Annotated in this window: 19 protein-coding genes; 7 read left to right on the plus strand and 12 right to left on the minus strand. The window is 47.6% G+C overall.

Features of this window, described 5'->3' with window-relative positions:
• Positions 1-5: 5 nt before the first annotated feature.
• Together DFP83_RS02260 and DFP83_RS02265 are read right to left on the minus strand one after the other, a co-directional pair.
• Positions 6-1,166, minus strand: a complete 1,161-nt coding sequence (locus DFP83_RS02260; protein WP_110572737.1) for an efflux RND transporter periplasmic adaptor subunit — start codon at positions 1,164-1,166, stop codon at positions 6-8.
• A gap of 71 nt (positions 1,167-1,237) precedes the next feature.
• Positions 1,238-2,248: a zinc-binding alcohol dehydrogenase family protein gene (locus DFP83_RS02265; protein ID WP_110572739.1), complete on the minus strand. Its 1,011-nt coding sequence runs from the start codon at positions 2,246-2,248 to the stop codon at positions 1,238-1,240.
• An 85-nt stretch (positions 2,249-2,333) separates the two neighbouring features.
• On the opposite strand from DFP83_RS02265, the gene DFP83_RS02270 reads away from it, so the two are divergent.
• Complete coding sequence (locus DFP83_RS02270; RefSeq protein ID WP_110572741.1) at positions 2,334-3,140, plus strand: hypothetical protein; 807 nt, start codon at positions 2,334-2,336, stop codon at positions 3,138-3,140.
• Here DFP83_RS02270 and DFP83_RS02275 read toward each other — a convergent pair.
• The 6 genes from DFP83_RS02275 to asnC form a co-directional block, all read right to left on the minus strand.
• Positions 3,032-4,048 (minus strand): ArsA family ATPase, encoded by a 1,017-nt coding sequence (locus DFP83_RS02275; protein WP_110572743.1) that lies wholly within the window; start codon positions 4,046-4,048, stop codon positions 3,032-3,034. The two genes, DFP83_RS02270 and DFP83_RS02275, sit on opposite strands and share 109 nt — an antisense overlap.
• A 22-nt stretch (positions 4,049-4,070) precedes the next feature.
• Positions 4,071-4,343: a cory-CC-star protein gene (locus DFP83_RS02280; protein WP_071463913.1), complete on the minus strand. Its 273-nt coding sequence runs from the start codon at positions 4,341-4,343 to the stop codon at positions 4,071-4,073.
• Positions 4,344-4,377: 34 nt separating this feature from the next.
• On the minus strand, positions 4,378-6,042 hold the full coding sequence (locus DFP83_RS02285; protein ID WP_110572890.1) for a carbon starvation CstA family protein: 1,665 nt from the start codon (positions 6,040-6,042) through the stop codon (positions 4,378-4,380).
• Between the two features lie 104 nt (positions 6,043-6,146).
• On the minus strand, positions 6,147-6,317 hold the full coding sequence (locus DFP83_RS02290) for a DUF1328 family protein (RefSeq protein WP_110572745.1): 171 nt from the start codon (positions 6,315-6,317) through the stop codon (positions 6,147-6,149).
• 131 nt (positions 6,318-6,448) lie between these two features.
• Positions 6,449-9,073, minus strand: a complete 2,625-nt coding sequence (locus tag DFP83_RS02295) for a M14 family metallopeptidase (RefSeq protein WP_110572747.1) — start codon at positions 9,071-9,073, stop codon at positions 6,449-6,451.
• A 103-nt stretch (positions 9,074-9,176) separates the two neighbouring features.
• On the minus strand, positions 9,177-9,635 hold the full coding sequence (gene asnC, locus DFP83_RS02300) for a transcriptional regulator AsnC (RefSeq protein ID WP_110572749.1): 459 nt from the start codon (positions 9,633-9,635) through the stop codon (positions 9,177-9,179).
• A 163-nt stretch (positions 9,636-9,798) separates the two neighbouring features.
• On the opposite strand from asnC, the gene asnA reads away from it, so the two are divergent.
• The 4 genes from asnA to DFP83_RS02320 are packed head-to-tail and all read left to right on the plus strand — an operon-like array spanning position 9,799 to position 12,326.
• A complete protein-coding gene (gene asnA, locus DFP83_RS02305) occupies positions 9,799-10,779 on the plus strand; it encodes an aspartate--ammonia ligase (protein ID WP_110572751.1) in 981 nt (326 codons plus the stop codon).
• Between the two features lie 37 nt (positions 10,780-10,816).
• Positions 10,817-11,071 carry a TIGR03643 family protein gene (locus tag DFP83_RS02310; protein ID WP_110572753.1) on the plus strand — a complete coding sequence of 85 codons (255 nt, stop codon included), beginning with the start codon at positions 10,817-10,819 and terminating at the stop codon, positions 11,069-11,071.
• Positions 11,072-11,090: 19 nt separating this feature from the next.
• Positions 11,091-11,876: a CLCA_X family protein gene (locus DFP83_RS02315; protein ID WP_110572754.1), complete on the plus strand. Its 786-nt coding sequence runs from the start codon at positions 11,091-11,093 to the stop codon at positions 11,874-11,876.
• A gap of 57 nt (positions 11,877-11,933) precedes the next feature.
• A complete protein-coding gene (locus tag DFP83_RS02320) occupies positions 11,934-12,326 on the plus strand; it encodes a glutathione S-transferase N-terminal domain-containing protein (RefSeq protein ID WP_110572756.1) in 393 nt (130 codons plus the stop codon).
• Here the strand turns inward: DFP83_RS02320 and DFP83_RS02325 are convergent.
• From DFP83_RS02325 to DFP83_RS02340, 4 genes are all read right to left on the minus strand, one after another.
• Positions 12,323-12,613: a hypothetical protein gene (locus DFP83_RS02325; protein ID WP_110572758.1), complete on the minus strand. Its 291-nt coding sequence runs from the start codon at positions 12,611-12,613 to the stop codon at positions 12,323-12,325. The two genes, DFP83_RS02320 and DFP83_RS02325, sit on opposite strands and share 4 nt — an antisense overlap.
• A gap of 182 nt (positions 12,614-12,795) precedes the next feature.
• Complete coding sequence (locus DFP83_RS02330) at positions 12,796-13,218, minus strand: DUF3293 domain-containing protein (protein WP_157981511.1); 423 nt, start codon at positions 13,216-13,218, stop codon at positions 12,796-12,798.
• On the minus strand, positions 13,211-14,833 hold the full coding sequence (locus DFP83_RS02335) for an acyl-CoA dehydrogenase family protein (protein WP_110572762.1): 1,623 nt from the start codon (positions 14,831-14,833) through the stop codon (positions 13,211-13,213). The genes DFP83_RS02330 and DFP83_RS02335 overlap by 8 nt, the downstream gene beginning before the upstream one ends.
• 12 nt (positions 14,834-14,845) lie before the next feature.
• The gene (locus DFP83_RS02340) at positions 14,846-15,709 is read right to left on the minus strand and encodes a hypothetical protein (RefSeq protein WP_110572764.1); all 864 of its coding nucleotides are present in this window, start codon (positions 15,707-15,709) and stop codon (positions 14,846-14,848) included.
• A gap of 93 nt (positions 15,710-15,802) precedes the next feature.
• On the opposite strand from DFP83_RS02340, the gene DFP83_RS02345 reads away from it, so the two are divergent.
• Complete coding sequence (locus tag DFP83_RS02345; protein WP_110572766.1) at positions 15,803-16,303, plus strand: YqiA/YcfP family alpha/beta fold hydrolase; 501 nt, start codon at positions 15,803-15,805, stop codon at positions 16,301-16,303.
• Entirely contained in the window at positions 16,300-16,719 is a 420-nt protein-coding gene (locus DFP83_RS02350; protein ID WP_110572768.1) for an HIT domain-containing protein, read from the plus strand. The genes DFP83_RS02345 and DFP83_RS02350 overlap by 4 nt, the downstream gene beginning before the upstream one ends.
• Positions 16,720-16,748: the final 29 nt, after the last annotated feature.

A 16,748-nucleotide genomic window follows, 5' to 3' on the forward strand; every position in this document is an offset into this window, starting at 1 on the left:
TTCCCTTATTTGGAATCTGGCTGTTGACCTTGTGACACGGTCACTTGTGCACCTGGTCTAATTTTCTGCAAACCGGCGGTCACAATACGGTCGCCCGCCTTGAGCCCCTCGCTAATTAACCACTCGTTATCGATAGCGCGTGCCGTTGTCACCATACGTTGCTCGACTTTGTTGTCGTCGTTAATCAACATGACATAAGGACGTCCGCGTACATCGCGTGTCACAGCTTCTTGTGGAATTAGGATGGCGTTATTTAATGTACCCTCGCTGACCTTAGCGCGGACAAACATGCCGGGGTAAAGGTTATTGTCTGGATTTGGGAATTCAGCACGAAGCAAAATCGCGCCAGTGTCCTGATCGACACTCACCTCAGAGAATAAGAGTTCACCTTCAGTTTCATAGTCTAAACCGTTTAAATTTAACGAAACCGGTGCATTACCGTTTTGGTTAGCTTCGATACGACCGGATTCGATTTCTGCCTTAAGTTCAAGGAACTCACGGCTCGATTGATTAATATCGACATAAATCGGATCAAGCTGATTAATGGTCACTAATGGTGTGCTTTGTGAAGCAGTGACCAATGCACCTTCGGTGACATTGGAACGACCAACGATACCGGTAATCGGGGCTTTAACCTTGGTGTACTCGAGGTTAATTTGCGCACGCTTAAGTTGCGCTTCAGCCAGTGCCAACGCCGCTTTGTTTTGCAAATAAGTGGCTTCAGCCGAATCAAATTCATCTTGACTCACCGCGTTATCAGCAAGAAGCTCTTTCAAACGCTTTTGGCGCAATTCAGCAACTTTCAGTGCAGCTTGTGCGCTTTCAAAATCAGCTTCTGCGCTGGCGACTTCAGCTTCGTAAACAGCCGGGTCAATTTGATACAACTGCTGGCCCTCTTCAACTTTTGTGCCTTCCACAAACTTACGTTCAAGAAGCACACCGCTGACCTGAGGACGCACCTCAGCAACACGATACGCAGCTGTACGGCCTGGTAATTCATTTTGAATCTCGACCGACTGAGTCTTAATGGTTAGTGCTTCAACGGGAACCGCTTGTTGTTCTCCACCTTGAGCAGCAGCTTGCTGTTCATCACTACACCCGTAAAGGGTAGCGGAGGTGAGCGCAACAGCGAGTACCGCTGCAATAGGAGTATTCCGCTTTTTCATGAACGACCTCTAGTCATAACTATTATCATTTAACGCATCAATTATACATACATACTTGTATGTTTGTAAATTTAATATGCGACAGGAAGTACGATCTTGCCGATAGCTTTTCCCGATTCGAGTAATTGATGCGCTTCTTTTAATGTGGCTGCAGACATTGCATTCAAGCGCGTGCCCTCGGTGGAGCGAATTTTACCTGCATTAACCAGCTCTGCGACTTGGTTTAGAATATCGCGTTGTGTACTGATGTCGGCGGTTTCAAACAATGACCGGGTATACATAAACTCCCAGTGTAAACTGACACTCTTTTGTTTCATCAAGCGTATATCGAGGGCTTCCTCTGGGTCGTCGATGATACCAATACGACCTTGGGGTGCGATGACTTCGGTGGCAGTTTGAAAGTAATCTGCGCTATGAGTTAACAAAGCAATGTCGGTCGGTTGCGGGAGACCTTCGAGCTGTTGCTTGATGTCCTGATGATGATTAATCACGTAATCCGCACCAAGTTGTTTGACCCACGCTTGAGTTTCGTCCCGTGATGCCGTGGCAATAACCGTCACATCGGTTAATTGTTTGAGTAATTGGATCATGATGGAACCGACACCGCCGGCCGCACCAAAAATAAGCACACAGCGTTGCTTATGCACCGAAGGAACATTCACCTGTAATCGGTCAAAGCTCAGCTCCCAGGCTGTGAGCGAAGTCAACGGTAGGGCGGCGGCCGCCAAATCATCAAGTGATTGCGGCGCATGACCCACAATACGGTAATCAACACAGTGATACTCTGCGTTACAACCTGGCTTGCTAATATCGCCTGCGTAATAAACGCGGTCACCTATTTCAAAACCACTGACTTGAGTGCCTTTGCTTTCGACAACACCCACGGCATCCCAACCGAGAACTTTATAGTCGTCAGCTTGTCCTACACGCATACGGATTTTGGTATCCACAGGATTGACCGCAACGGCGGTAACTTTAATTAACAGTTCATTTTCACCCACACTTGGCTTAGGAATATCAATATCAACAAGCGCCTCTTGTTCGGTGATGGGGAGTGATTGTTTCACGCCGACTGCTTTCATCTGGTTTCTCCTTTTGGGGTAAGTGTGGTAAACAATATGACTATACTACGTGGTTTTTAAATTTTTGATTATTAACGAGAGAATAATGAATAAAAACGTATTCGTTTTACTACTGACTTTAGTACCTTTATTGGCAACAGCTCAAACGGGTGAGACCAAGCCCAGTGATAAAGAAGCGGAAGTCATTCAAACCATCGAAGCGCTGCGTGCGCAGCGTGGTGTTGAGTTTAATTATCAACGCCAATCGCAAATCGGTGACACCCTCCGCATTGAGGAATACTTGGGTGGCAACGAGGATGGCTACCGTTGGCAACTCCTTAGTGAGAACCAGCAAACGCCAAGCAAGGAGCGGTTAGAAGAATACCGTGATATGCGAGTAACCGAGGCGAAAGCCCGTGCCGAAGAGAAGGGGCCAAGCAAATCGCTTGCTGATTTAATCATTATTGATTCACTTGAGTTTGTTAGTGAGTCCAAAAATAACGGTGAACCGGTATGGCAATTTGCGTTTAAACCAAAACTTGATGATTTTTCTGAGTTTGCCGATCAAATCGAAGCACGGATCACCTATCTGCCAGAGCAAACGTTGTTAAAACGCATTGCGCTAAAAAATAAAAATGAATTCTCGCCCGCAACGTCGGTGACAGTAGAGCACTTTTCGATGGAAATCGACTTTATGCGTTTTGCTAACGAGTACACTGTGCCCGTTAGCATGAAACAAAACGCGCAGGGCTCTTACTTATTTTTTAAAGATTTTCACGACCAAACGTCACGCACGTACTCTAATTATTCATTAGTGCCCAGTGCAGACGATAGCAACGATGAGAACGCGTTAAGCGCCTCCAAGCCTTGTGGATCCTCAGACAGCAAAGGTAATCGCACCAGCTCGTGCTGAGCAAAGGTCTTATCTATCTCCTCAAGATAAGCTGCTTCCTGAACGCGTCGTTTTGCAAGAAAGCTACCATCGGCGTCGTCAGGGAGCACGCGGTTCACAAAAATGCCACCAACCGGTAAATGCTCAGCTCGCAATGCCTTCATCGCGCGCTCTGTTTCTTGTATGGGCAGCCGTTCAGGCGTCATTACAAAGACGATGGCAGTATGTTGCGCATCCTGCAGCACACGGCGTGTGCGTTGAAATAAACGTTGCCGATTTAGCAGTTGCTCGCTGACCGCCTTACTACGCTCTGATAAACCGTCGCTGGCATGCTGATCAGGGTTGGCCATTGGATTATGGACATCCTTACCGGACTTAGGCGATAAGTGCTTTAAAACACCCTCGAATTCCTCTGAACGGTTTTGTGAACGCAACATGCCTTGTGTCCAAGCCGCCATCGCCTCTGGTAATGTGAGCAACCTTAGCGTGTGACCCGTCGGCGCGGTATCAAATATTAATAAGTCGTAATTCTGCTCAGACTCATCAATTAGCTTAGCAATACGCTCGAGCAGGGCGGCTTCTTGTGCTCCCGGAGACTGTTTAGACAAACGCATTTGACGCTCAACTTCGGGGAACAAATCAGGATTTGTGAAGCGTTTCATCTGCTGGGTGACGCGGTCAATATGAGCAGCCACTTCGCGATCCGGATCAATCTCAAGCGCGGTCAAGCGGTCGCTGATTGATGTGAGTTTATCACCTATTTTTACGCCAAAGGCGTCAGCGAGACTGTGTGCGGGATCCGTTGAAACGACGAGTACGTTTTTACCTTGCTTTGCAGCAAGGAGGGCAAGAGATGCAGAAACTGTGGTTTTTCCAACACCGCCTTTACCGCCGACCAATACTACCTTACGGTCGAGAATCGACTTCATAAAGACACCTCAAAGTCGCAGGCTAACAGCACCGGAAATGATCAAGGGGTGAGTGTTCCATTCCCATGCGTTGATGCCAATCATGAAAGCGCTCCAGCATCAAAGGCTGGAGCTCAAGCGTGTAATAAGATGCGGGGTTGGGTACCCCCATCATTTCGGAAAAGACCAGCATCATGAACAAATCGTCTTCATCGCGTTTAGCGCGCGCAATAGCCGACCGATAGGGTGCGTTGTAAAACTCATTAACTAACTCACCCGCACGACTAAACCATTGTTGAATCGATTTAATGTTCATGTTGCGCATGGTCTTACTCCTTTAAGTCTATGGTTTAAGACTTTTGCTCTTTCTTAAGGTTCGACAATGCTGATGTTGCTTCGAGTGCGATCCATACAGCGGCAACGAGTACCACAATATCTAAACCGAACAAGAACCAGTTTTCCTGCATGTAGAAACCTTTTAACTGAATAAACAGGGCGAACACTGTCATAATCAGCAAGAAAATCAATGGCAATAGTGTCACATACATTGGACGACCCAAGCGAACCAACATGACGGTGATAACCATTAAGGTCAAGCCAGCAAGTAACTGGTTAGTCGTACCGAACAGCGGCCAAATGGCTAAACCACCAGAACCGTCTGAACCTGCACCAAAGGCAAGGGCAACACACGAGATGACAGCAAGCAAGGTCGCAGGCAGCGCTTTTTGCATCCAAGAGATGTTGTAGATATTACCCCATTCTTGGAAGATGTAACGCTGTAAGCGCAAGCCAGTGTCCATAGTCGTACCGGCAAACAGGACCGCCATAACGGTTAGCAAGGTCTCGGCAATTTCATTATCAAGACCAACACCTTGGCTGATAATATTTGCGCCACCTTCAACGAAGGCTGCCACACCACCTTGACCAAACGAGCTGTACACGGCCTCCCAGTCGGCGAGTGTCGCGAAACCAGCACAGGCAGCGATAATTGTTGCCAGTGAAAGCGAGCCTTCACCAATTGCGCCAAAGTAACCTACAAAACGTAAGTCAGTTTCTTTATCCAACTGTTTTGAGGTCGTACCCGAGGCGACTAAGCCGTGGAAACCTGAGATAGCACCACACGCGATCGTGACGAACAACAACGGTAGCATCGACGGTGTATCTTCCGGCAGATTGGTGTTAAACGCAGGTGCGGTCATATCTGGACCCAGTAAGAGCACCGCTGCGTATAGCAAAATCAAACCAATGAATAGCTGTAGACCATTGATGTAGTCACGAGGTTGCAACAACATCCATACAGGCAACAGCGAAGCAATCGCCGCATAACCGAATAGAATCAGTACCCAAGTCGCGTTATCAGTTAAACCACCAATGGTTTCTGGTAAGGCTAACGGCGCTGATGGACCTGCCCAAATCAGCAAGTATAGTGCGACCACACCAAGGACCGAGATAGCGCCGAGTCCCATCCATTTACGGAAAATAATCTGACCGATGATTAAGGCAACAAAAATGGCACCCCAAACAGGAATAACAGAGCTCGGGAATTTAACCAGCAGACCTGAAATGGCTGTGGCAAATACCGCGTTCACCATGAGTAGTACCAAGAAGATAACAATCATGAACAGGGTTTGAGCGCGTTTACTGACGACATCACCTGTTAGGTTACCCATTGATTTCGCTTTATTACGGTTACTTGCCCAGATTGCGCCAGCGTCATGCACACCTGCGAAGAAAATAGTACCGAAAATAACCCATAAAAACGCAGGTACCCAACCCCAGATAACCGCGATCGCAGGACCTATGATGGGTGCCGCGCCGGCTACGGAAGTAAAGTGGTGACCCCAGAGAACATACTTATTGGTTGGGACGAAATCCACACCGTCTTCAAATTCATGAGCAGGTGTTTTGAAATTTGGGTCTAGCTTGTAGATCTTCTCGGCGATGAACTTTGAATAAAACACATAGCCTAAGAACATCGCAGCTAGACCCAATAGCATCACGAATATTGCATTCATGGATGAAGCCTCTTGTTGTGGTTGATTTTGAGTTTCGCCACCCATTGTAGCGCAAATTCAACCCCAACAGGCATGCGACTAACGTCTAATAGACGATAAATTGGTTATCGACGTCGTTTGCCTAGGAGACCCATTACAATTGAAATAGCGAATAAAATGATGAAGATATAAAAGATAATCTTCGCGATTTCAGCGGCTGCACCAGCGATACCACCAAACCCAAACACCGCTGCCACGACGGCAATGACAAGAAAAATCAGAACCCAACGTAACATAGTATCTCCTTATTTTTTAAAGGTTCACTATTACGTTAGTCGTAATTTGAGCGAATGGATCAAAATAATAGAAAAAAAGCCGTCATTTTTTTCATATGACGGCTTTTGAATAGTGCGTTTATTTTGCTTAATTAGTGAGCAGCAGCGGCCTCGTCAGCGGCTGCTTTGTCTTTCACCGGGTCAGCATAGGTTTCAATTGCGGGTGCTAAGTAGATTGCATTACTGAGCAATTTAGCGGTACCCCAGAAAAAGGCGCGGAAATTAACATTATCCGCAAAGCCAATCACACGTCCTTCGCCAAGACGGTGTGCCGCGATGTTGGTTTTACCGGCGAGCACATCCTGATTGCGCTTGTCAGCATAACCACTGAGTAACGGCTGCTCGCTGTAGTGGGCGACACTGACAAATGGGCTCTGTGGTGCTTCCATCGCGTTTAGCTCGTCCTTAAAGACGGGCATGCTGCGGTTTGGAAAACCAAACATTAATGGGTTCTGAGCATCGATGTCCATTTGGAAAATCGCACCGGCAATACGGCGTTGAGCATAGAAACTATCGCGATCGCCGTAGCCTAGACCCTCAGTTGAGAAGGCATCGCTAAAGGTTTTATCGTCGACAAACTGCGTGTACAACAGACCCTGACGGCTCATCCATTCAGCGCCACCTTGCTGACCAATTAACACGCCACCCTGACGGACCCAGTCGGTTAAGCGGGCGATATCACTCTCGCCAAGCGTGTAATAACTGCCATCGACCAGAATGATATGGCTGTAGCGTGTTAAATCGATGCGACCCACGCGGTCAGTATCGACCATGGACAGTGGCAAGCCTACGTGGCGGTCAAGGTAATACCAGGCTTCACCCGCCTCATACAGGTTAACGCCGTCACCCGTGAGCATCATCACACGAGGTTCATCAACCGGTTGAATGTTGCGACTACCTAAGTCGATACCCTTTGGTGTTAAGCCAGTCTCGACCGAGTAAACAGTGACATTTTGTTGTTCCGCGACATTTTTTACGGCCGCTACCACGTTTGACCAGTTCTGCTCTTGATATGCACGAGTGACAACGATAGAACCTGCCGATAAATCGGCAGTTTTACCATTTACCGTTGGCACATGCAGCGGCTTGAAGCTCTGGCGTGCGTGAATGTCCTGCTCAAGCAAGGCTTGTAATACAGCGGGTGCTTTATAGTCGTTCCAATCAAATGCCAGTGCATAAGCGTTCGCGTTAATCGGCACTGCATCACGTTTAGGTGCATTCCAAGCGGTGTCGTCTAAGCTAATGCGACCACGGTAGGTGGTGAACTGCGCGTTAAAGGCCATCGGTAATGTCCAACCCGATACATCGTAAAACGTATTATCTGGGAAGTCTTTACGCGTGCTAAAAATACCTTGAATGAGACCGTATTGAGCTTGCTCGGCAGGAATAAAGTAACTTAAACCTGCTTTAAACTGCTTGTTGTTGGTCTCGAGATCGCGTTCAACACGATACCCTTGAATACCATGTTGTTTAAGCAGATCGACTAATCCGGTTAAACGGTTAATGTCATTCGCACCAATCAAGTAGCCATCAAAGTTAGCATCATCGCCGGCTTCCATAGCGTCATCATAGACACGCTCTTGGAAGTCGATAAACCGTTTTTTATTCGCATGAGCGCCATACAGCGTGCTTAACGAGGTAATGAATTGATTACGAATGGTAAACGGGAAGCTCACTTCGCCGTTGACAGAATCCTGTAAGTGACCACGGCTGGACGCTTGTTCAAACAATACGCCTACGGCACCTTGGATATCGGGATACGTTGAGCCTTTGCCATAGTAGAAGTCGTCAAAGGATTCTTCGGTGTAGTACAGGTTACCCAGATTATCGAGTGACTCAGCATGTGCTGCGGCTAGTATCTCGGTAAGGCGCACGTTTTCATCAGGTGTTAACGGGTTTTTCCGTGATGGGATACCCGGTTGGAAGAAAAAGGTGCTGTTGGTGCCCATTTCATGAAAGTCGGTTAGCACGTTGGGCTTCCACTTTTGGAAGTTGGCGATGCGCGCACGCGATTCTGGATGTTGTAACAACAACCAATCGCGGTTTAAGTCGAACCAGTAATGATTTACACGACCGCGGACAAACGGCTGCACATGCTCACGTGATTGCGGATCCGCGACTAAGTTCTGGCTGCGATGTTGGTTTGCCCATTGTGCAAAACGAGCCAAGCCATCGGGGTTGAGTGATGGATCGAGCAACACTACAGTATCTTGCAATGCCTTATCGAGCGCAGGGTTCTGTGCGGCGGCGAGGTAGTATGCAAATAAAAGGGCAGCATTTGAACCACTGGATTCGTCACCGTGAATACTGTAACCCATGTACAGAACGAGTGGGGTATCGGCATCAGCATCACGATTAGGATCGGCTGCGGCTAAATGCTTTTCACGCACGGCGTCGATATTTTGTTGGTTGTCAGGTGATGTAACCGTCAGTAGCAGCAACGGACGTTGCTCATGGGTACGACCTGTTTCTTCAATCGTAATGCGATCAGATGACTCTGCCAACTGATACATGTACTGTACGATTTGATCATGGCGTACGTGCCATTCGCCCACTTGATAGCCTAACGCTTCTTCGGGCGTTGGCACAGACGGGTCATACGTTACATCTTGCGGAAGGTAGTAATCCAACTCAACTGGGTCGGTTTGCGCTGCCGTCACAGTGGATGTGAGCAACGCGACACCCGCCAAGCAAGTCGTCAGTGCTTGTTTCAGCATTTGTTATACTCCTAGTTGTTATTGTTAGCAACAGACTAGCAGAAAACCGCGCTGCACGGGATGAGTTTCGTTTAATGGCAAACCAGATGCCACTAACAACTGCTTATGGCTTTATCTGGCGTGCTATGGGCTGCTGCAAGGAGATCCAAGTGTCCGTTGCCTGCACTTCTTTAATGATTTGAATGCGATTAATCAGAATATCTTGCAAATCTTCAATCGAGCGTGTCATGAGTTTGGCGAAAATATTGTAGTGCCCCGTCGTATAGTGGGCTTCGGTAATCGCATCGACGTTAGCCAGTTTTTCAATGGCAATCGGGTAGTCGCCTGCCGTTGTCAGTGTGATACCAATAAAACAACAGACGTCATAGCCCAGTTTTTTGGTGTCGACTGTTAAACGTGTGCCAGTGATAAGCCCAAGTCTTCGCATTTTTTCAACCCGCACATGCACTGTCGCGGTACTGACCTGTTGTTGCGCGGCCATGGTTGCATAGGAAACACGCGCATCATTTAACAGTGTTTCTAAGATAAATTTATCGAGATTGTCTAATTTATAATTTTTCATGAATTAACGGCTTAATATTTAAATATTTTTTAAAATATAAATGAAAATGTAAGACATTATTTTCACATTTTCAATAAATGGTTAAACGCTATTGAAAAACTCATCTAAAGCGTGCTTTTCTTACTTAACAGCCACGAATCATCTATCTGTTTAGGAGCGCGTCATGTGGGAAGGTTACTTTAAGAAGCAACAACAAATTGAGTTCATCAAAAGCGAGTTTCTCTCGCATCTATGTCAGCAAATGGAGTTAGTGAAAAGCGAGGGGCCTTTACTAACCGAGCAGGGTACCGGGTTGCAGGATGATCTCTCGGGTATTGAACGACCTGTATCAGTGCAGGTGTCTGCATTGCCCGAAAAGCAGTATCAGGTGGTGCACTCACTGGCAAAATGGAAGCGTCAAGTTCTTGCGGATTACCGAGCGCCGGTTGGGCAAGGAATTGTGGTAAACATGACCGCTTTACGTCCTGATGAAGAAAAATTAGATGCAACCCACTCAGTATTCGTTGATCAGTGGGATTGGGAAAAAGTCATCGCAGAAGAGCAGCGCAGTGTTGAGTTCTTGAAGCAACAAGTCGAAAAGATTTATACCGCACTGAGAGCGACTGAAACACGATTCCGTGCGATTTACGGCGGGTTGTCGATACTGCCAAAGCACATCGTCTTTATCAGCAGCGAAACACTCCGTGCTGAGTATCCGGAGTTAACCGCAAAACAACGAGAGGATAAAATCGCAGAGAAGTATGGTGCGGTATTTATACATGGAATCGGCGGCGCCTTAAGCGATGGTAAGAAGCACGATGAACGTGCCCCCGATTACGATGATTGGAGCACGCATTGCGAGCAATATGGCACAGGTTTGAACGGCGACCTGCTGGTTTGGAGTCCTAAGTTAAAGCAGGCGATTGAACTGAGCTCGATGGGTATTCGTGTTGATGCTCAAGCGTTAAAGCGTCAGCTTGAACTGACCGAGCAGACGCATCGACTCGCCTTACCTTGGCACCAACGTTTAGTCGCTGGCGAGCTACCTTTTACCATCGGTGGAGGTATCGGTCAGTCACGCGTAGTGATGCTTTTGCTGCAAGCGGAACATATCGCACAAGTTCAGTGCAGCGTCTGGCAACCAGGCATCCAAGAGGCGCTTTAGTGCGTAATTAAGTGCTCAAGTCAATTGGAGTTGTATGATGAAAGCACTCGATGAAGCAGACATTTCGCGTGTGATTGAAATGGCGTGGGAGGATCGCACGCCATTTGAAGCGATTGAAGAAACCTACGGATTGACTGAGCAGCAAGTCATTAAGTTAATGCGTAAGCAGCTCAAGCGAACCGCTTTTAATAATTGGCGCGCTCGAGTATCAGGTCGCGCGACCAAACATCGTAAAATTCGTGGTTTTGAGTACGGGCGTGGTTACTGCCCAACCCAGTACAAGCAATCATGACCGTGATATTATAGCGAACATGCGTGACTATTACAGAAACGGTCCGCCGCATCGCGGCGGTGCCGACGTCAGCTTTGCGGATATCGTCAAGCTTTTTGGCTTTAACTCAGTGCGTATTGGGCGTTGGGTGACAGCGCAAGAGCAACAAGCGGCGGCGAACTTATTCTTTGATGCTTTATGTGATCTGCAGGCGATACTCGGTGTGAATGAGTCGGTCATCTCGCTACGCGGCAGCTTATCAATTAATTATGGCATTGGCGGTCGGCTCGGTGCGAGCGCTCATTATATTCCGTCTCGGCGTTTACTCGCGTTGGCTAAGAATGCCGGCGGCGGAAGCCTTGCCCATGAATGGTTTCATGCCTTCGATCACTACATTGCAACACATTTATTTACGACACCGGCACAGCCCGGACGGTTTGCCAGTAAATCGTGGTTACTTAATGAGCCGGTTCGTTCGCACAGCCTGAATGAACGTTTAGGGCTTGGCTTTCAACGTTTATTTCTATCGGCGGACGGCAAGGCGGCAAGCCCTTTAATGAAACGGTGTATGGCGTTTGATAAAGCCGAGGGCGGTTATTACTTTTCGATGCCCGAAGAGGTCGCAGCGCGCTGTTTTGAGCGGATTATCCAGCAACAGTCGTTAAAGAATCACTTTCTTGTTGCAGGTACCCTTAAAAGCAAGACGGCTGAGCTAGGTCTCTATCCGAATCAAACCGAAGCCAATGCCGTTGCTGAGTGCTGGTTAGATTACTTTCACGCGCTCGGGCAGTCTATCGAGCAAACGGCGCATCGGTATCGGATTTAAGCAAAATATGGTAGACTTTGCGCCCTTTAGAGATGCGAGAAACAGCGAGGCAGTACGGTGCGTATTTTAATTCGTTATTTTTTTAGATTGGTGCGTTTGATCCTCACGCCATTTATGTTGATTATGGAAAAATTAACGACACCCAAAGGTATCGAGCGAACTGAAGCTGCGCAAGCAGAAGTGGACGAGGCCTGTAAAGCGCTTAGCTTGTACCAGTTCAAGACGTGTCCATTTTGCATCAAAGTCCGCAAGGAAATGGCGCGGTTAAATTTACCGATCGAGTTGCGCGATGCTCAACATAATGAGCAGCACCGAGCAACGCTCGCGGAGCAGGGTGGTCGCGTTAAAGTGCCGTGCTTACGCATCGCCGATAACAACGAAGCCGATCGTTGGATGTACGAATCAGACGATATCATTGCGTATTTGCGCGAGCGTTTTGAGCAAGCTTAATCGTCGCGCCATTCATGGTAGCGATGTTTTTTAGCCAAACTACGCTCGATAATTAACATGGTTCCTGCGGTCAGCATCACGATAATGCTCACTGTATAAAGTTTAGGGTGTTGACTCAGGAATGTGTGAGACTCGGTAAACATCGTGTTCAGCCAATCAGCGACAAAAATAATGGCGCCAATGAGCGCAATACTCATTACACTGTAAATACTTGCCGCCCAAAGTTTTCGACTCTTTAAGCGAGTGTGGTGACCGACATTCAATGTATTCCATTCTGACGATTTCATAATGCCTCCAGCAGAATGTTGCCTTCTAACGCGATGACTCAATTATAGTCCTACTCTATACATCGCATGTGTGACATTCGTTAGATGCGCTATACCAAATTGGAATATTTAGCGCGGTTAATCGAGTCATCTTTCTATTAACAAGTTCTACGCAGATGATCGTATTTAGGATTGATTATTTTTTAACAAACAGTCCAGTGTAAGGTTACGCCTTGCTCTTGGGTGATTCGCACACAGGCGTGTTGGTCAAAGCGACGATTAATATGGTACGCGGATGCGAGAGGAATATTGGCAATAGCGACGCCGTGTTCTACCGGCCAGTCACAATCAGGCGCAAGTGCAGCCGAGGCAAAAAAGCGAATGCCGAGTTCACGTAATTGTTGTGTAAGCGCTGAATGATGACGCGTAAACGTGGTGCGGGCGCACTTTTGACTGCCAGGGTTATCCACCGTAATAATGGTGAGCGAGCGGCAAGCTGCATCCGCTAATACGTGCTCGACATGAGTGAGTGAGCTGGAGGTATTGAGCGTGTACCGATGACCCCCGATATCAACACGATAAAGGGCATCGTCGTATGCAGTGGCGACAGCGTGTTGACTAACCAATCGTAAAACTATCCTTAACCCATTGATGCGCGGTATCAGGATTACCCACTAAGGTACCCAAATTACGGCCTGTGCGATTGAAGAAATTGTCACACACCAGTTGACTCCGCTCTGGTTGCATGTGCTCTATTGCTAATGCTGCTTGAGTCAGTAGGGCAATCTCATCGACTAAACGACGGGCGTTAAATGGTGTTGGTGATTGAGCATCAAGCTCACGCTGTAAACGTTCTGCCGCTTGGTCGAAGCTATGATATCGACCATATGCACGACTGATAAAACGGAACCAGGTGGTGAGCAGTTGCGGATCTTTTTCGCACGCGCGCAATACATCTAAGCACTGGATGTTGCCGCTGCCTTCCCAAATCGCATTAATCGGTGCTTCGCGATATAAGCGCGGCATTGGGGTATTCTCCATCACGCCCATGCCACCAATGACTTCCATGGCCTCGTACGTGATTTGAGGTGCACGCTTACAAATCCAATATTTGCCAACGGGAATAAGCAACCGAGCGAGCTTTTTCGCCTCATCATCTTCAGGCTCGTCTAACCATCGCGCTACACTCATAGTCCAAAGCAATGCACAATCGCTTTCGATAGCCATGTCACACAAAAGGTTTACCATAAGTGGCTGTTCAATCAGGCGAGCGCCAAATGCTGTGCGGTAATGGCAATGATGTAACGATTGTACTAACGCCTGACGGAGTAAAGCAGATGAGCCAATCATACAGTCGAAACGAGTCATCGCGACCATATCGATGATCGTTCTCACTCCTTTGCCTTCGGTACCCAGTAATCGAGCCTCTACATCATGCAATTCGACCTCGCAGGATGCGTTGGATTGATTACCCATCTTGCGTTTTAACTGTTGAATATGAATACCATTTCGGCAGCCGTCTTCTTGCCAGCGAGGGACCAAAAAGCAACCCAGTCCTTGTTCTGTTTGTGCCAACATGAGAAACAGATCGCTCATCGGCGCCGATAGAAACCACTTGTGACCGTTCAGTCGATAACGTTCACCCTCACCACCGTGCGTGAAAGGCCTTGCTTGGGTTGTATTACTGCGTACGTCAGAACCACCTTGCTTTTCGGTCATCCCCATACCTACGGTTACAGCTGACTTGTCATAAAACGGGACATCGCGTGCGTCATAGCGAGGCTGCAGGAGGGGCTCTTTTAATTGTGGGTACAAACGACTGTTTTGCAGCACTGGAATAGCAGCAAAGGTCATGGTAATGGGGCAACCATGACCCGCCTCAAGTTGACTATTGAGGTAGTAGCGAATCGTGCGTTCAACATGGGAGTAGGGCGCTTTCGAACGCCACACGCCATTATGAAGCTTCTGCTCTGTCGCGATATGCATGAGCTCATGGTAGCTTTCATGGTAAGCAATGTGGTTAATGCGTTCGCCATACCTGTCATGGGTGAACAACTCGGGTAGATAATGATTCGCCGACTCACAGCGAGCAAGATGCTGCTCGCTCCCCAACAGCGCACCGAATCGCACGCGCTCGGCTTCATCGCGTTGATTGCCAAAGCGCTGAGCACATTGTTGCAAAAAGCGATCACTGTGGTACACATTGTAATTGACCAAATGAGGCGGTTGGTTAAATGCCATGTCGGTATCTATTTATTGACGCTCATCGCTGAACTCAGGGCGGGGACGATCCGTGCCCAACCATAAATCCAACGACTGCAGAAAATCGGAATCGCTCTTAACCTGATTGAGCACTCGGTTCATATTATTTATCGCGTGTTGGCCCCATCGATTATTACTGCAACCCACAGCACCCAAAATAACCTTATCTTGATTCTCTTTGATGGGGATAAATACCAAAGGTTCAAAGTCAGGATCGCTCTGCCCCTCGGTGCGCTGAAAGTAGGTCATCAGCATTTTGTAATCGAGTGTATAATCGATTCGGTTGGTCGCGATCATCGCCATAAGGTTCATATGCGCACCTTCGCCGGATACCTCTTGAAAGTGATCGGACGGAATTAAGTAATCTTCAACAATGGGTTGTAACTCACCGTAGCGCCGTTCTATTGGCTGTGCAAATCGATAATTGCTCTGTGCCAGTTGTGTGAACGACAACGGCTCTCCAAATCGTTTGATGAGTTTTTGAGCATTGGATGCAGAAGTGATAACTCCGTGCGGTGGGTAGGCATGGGTTACCTCAGAGAAAATGAAATCTTTGTTATAATTGCTACCTTTAATTAAGCAAGGAAAGCACAAATGCTGATTACTACGCATGAGCTTGGTAATGCGCCGCGAGGGTAGTTTACGTTTAGTTTGTGAGAGTGTAGGTAGCTCGCGTTCGAAGGTGTTCACTAACGTGTCGCAGAAGCCAGCATTCTCGTACTCGCCTTGCCAGATATGGAATGGAGGTGACACATTAACTCCCCAAACGATCTCGTTATGTTGATCGGCAAAGGTCCAAGTTGATGCAAGTAACATGAACAAAAATAGTTGTACTTTTAAAATAGAACCTATCATATGCGGATTCTCTAACCGTTAGAGCCGCGTCTATCGTTGACGCTTTCTAACAAAAAATCAATATTTTTATAAATTTAAGTTATAGAGGCGAAAATGACAAAGATCGTTTTCAATCATGGCAAGGAAAGTGGCCCGTGGGGCTTAAAAATAAAGGCGCTCGCGGATAGTGCAAAAAATCGAAACTTCGCAGTCGAGAGTATTGATTATCAAGATCAGATGGACCCTGATGCACGTGCTGAGCGTTTAGCGGACTACCTTAATGAACAGCACGATGAGTCCGTGCTCCTCGTTGGCTCCAGCATGGGGGGCTACGTCGCGCTTGCTAACAGTGCCCACCCGAGCGTAGTAGGATGTTTTTTAATGGCGCCGGCGCTCTATATGGGAGGACGTGTTGATTTTGATAAGTTGTCACCTCGTGGACCCGTGAGTGTTATCCATGGCTGGCACGATGACATCGTAAACTGGCAAAACAGCGTCAAATTTTGTCAACGGATAGCGGCGGACTTGCATTTGATCGCCGATGACCACCGCTTGGTCAACCAGCTTGACGAGGTCGTGCGTGATTTTGAACATTTTTTAGGGAACTTTAAATGAGTGATTTTGAACTTGATGCACGGTTAGCGCAGGACTCTGTGTTGTTAGCACGTGGGCCTTTGTCACAGTTGAGATTAATGAAGGCAGCGGATTGCACCTGGTTTTTGCTTGTGCCAGAGCAAAAGGGTGTCACCGAAATAACCGATTTGTCGGAAACTGACCAGCTGAATCTGTGGAAAGAAAGCCAAGCGCTCAGTGAGTGGTTGTTACAAATATATACTGGGTGCAAACTTAACGTTGCCGCGATTGGCAATGTGGTCAGTCAACTCCACATGCATCACGTCGTTAGATATCCTACCGATGCATTTTGGCCAGCGCCGATTTGGGGACAAACAATGACTCGTTTTCATGCCGATAACGATATCGAGGCTATTCGCTCGCGCTTGAGCGAGTGTTCTAAATTTATTTTGGTTTAGGCTGATCGATAACTTTCATATAAACGTTT

It is taken from the genome of Idiomarina fontislapidosi, from assembly GCF_003226255.1.
Lineage (GTDB): Bacteria > Pseudomonadota > Gammaproteobacteria > Enterobacterales > Alteromonadaceae > Idiomarina > Idiomarina fontislapidosi.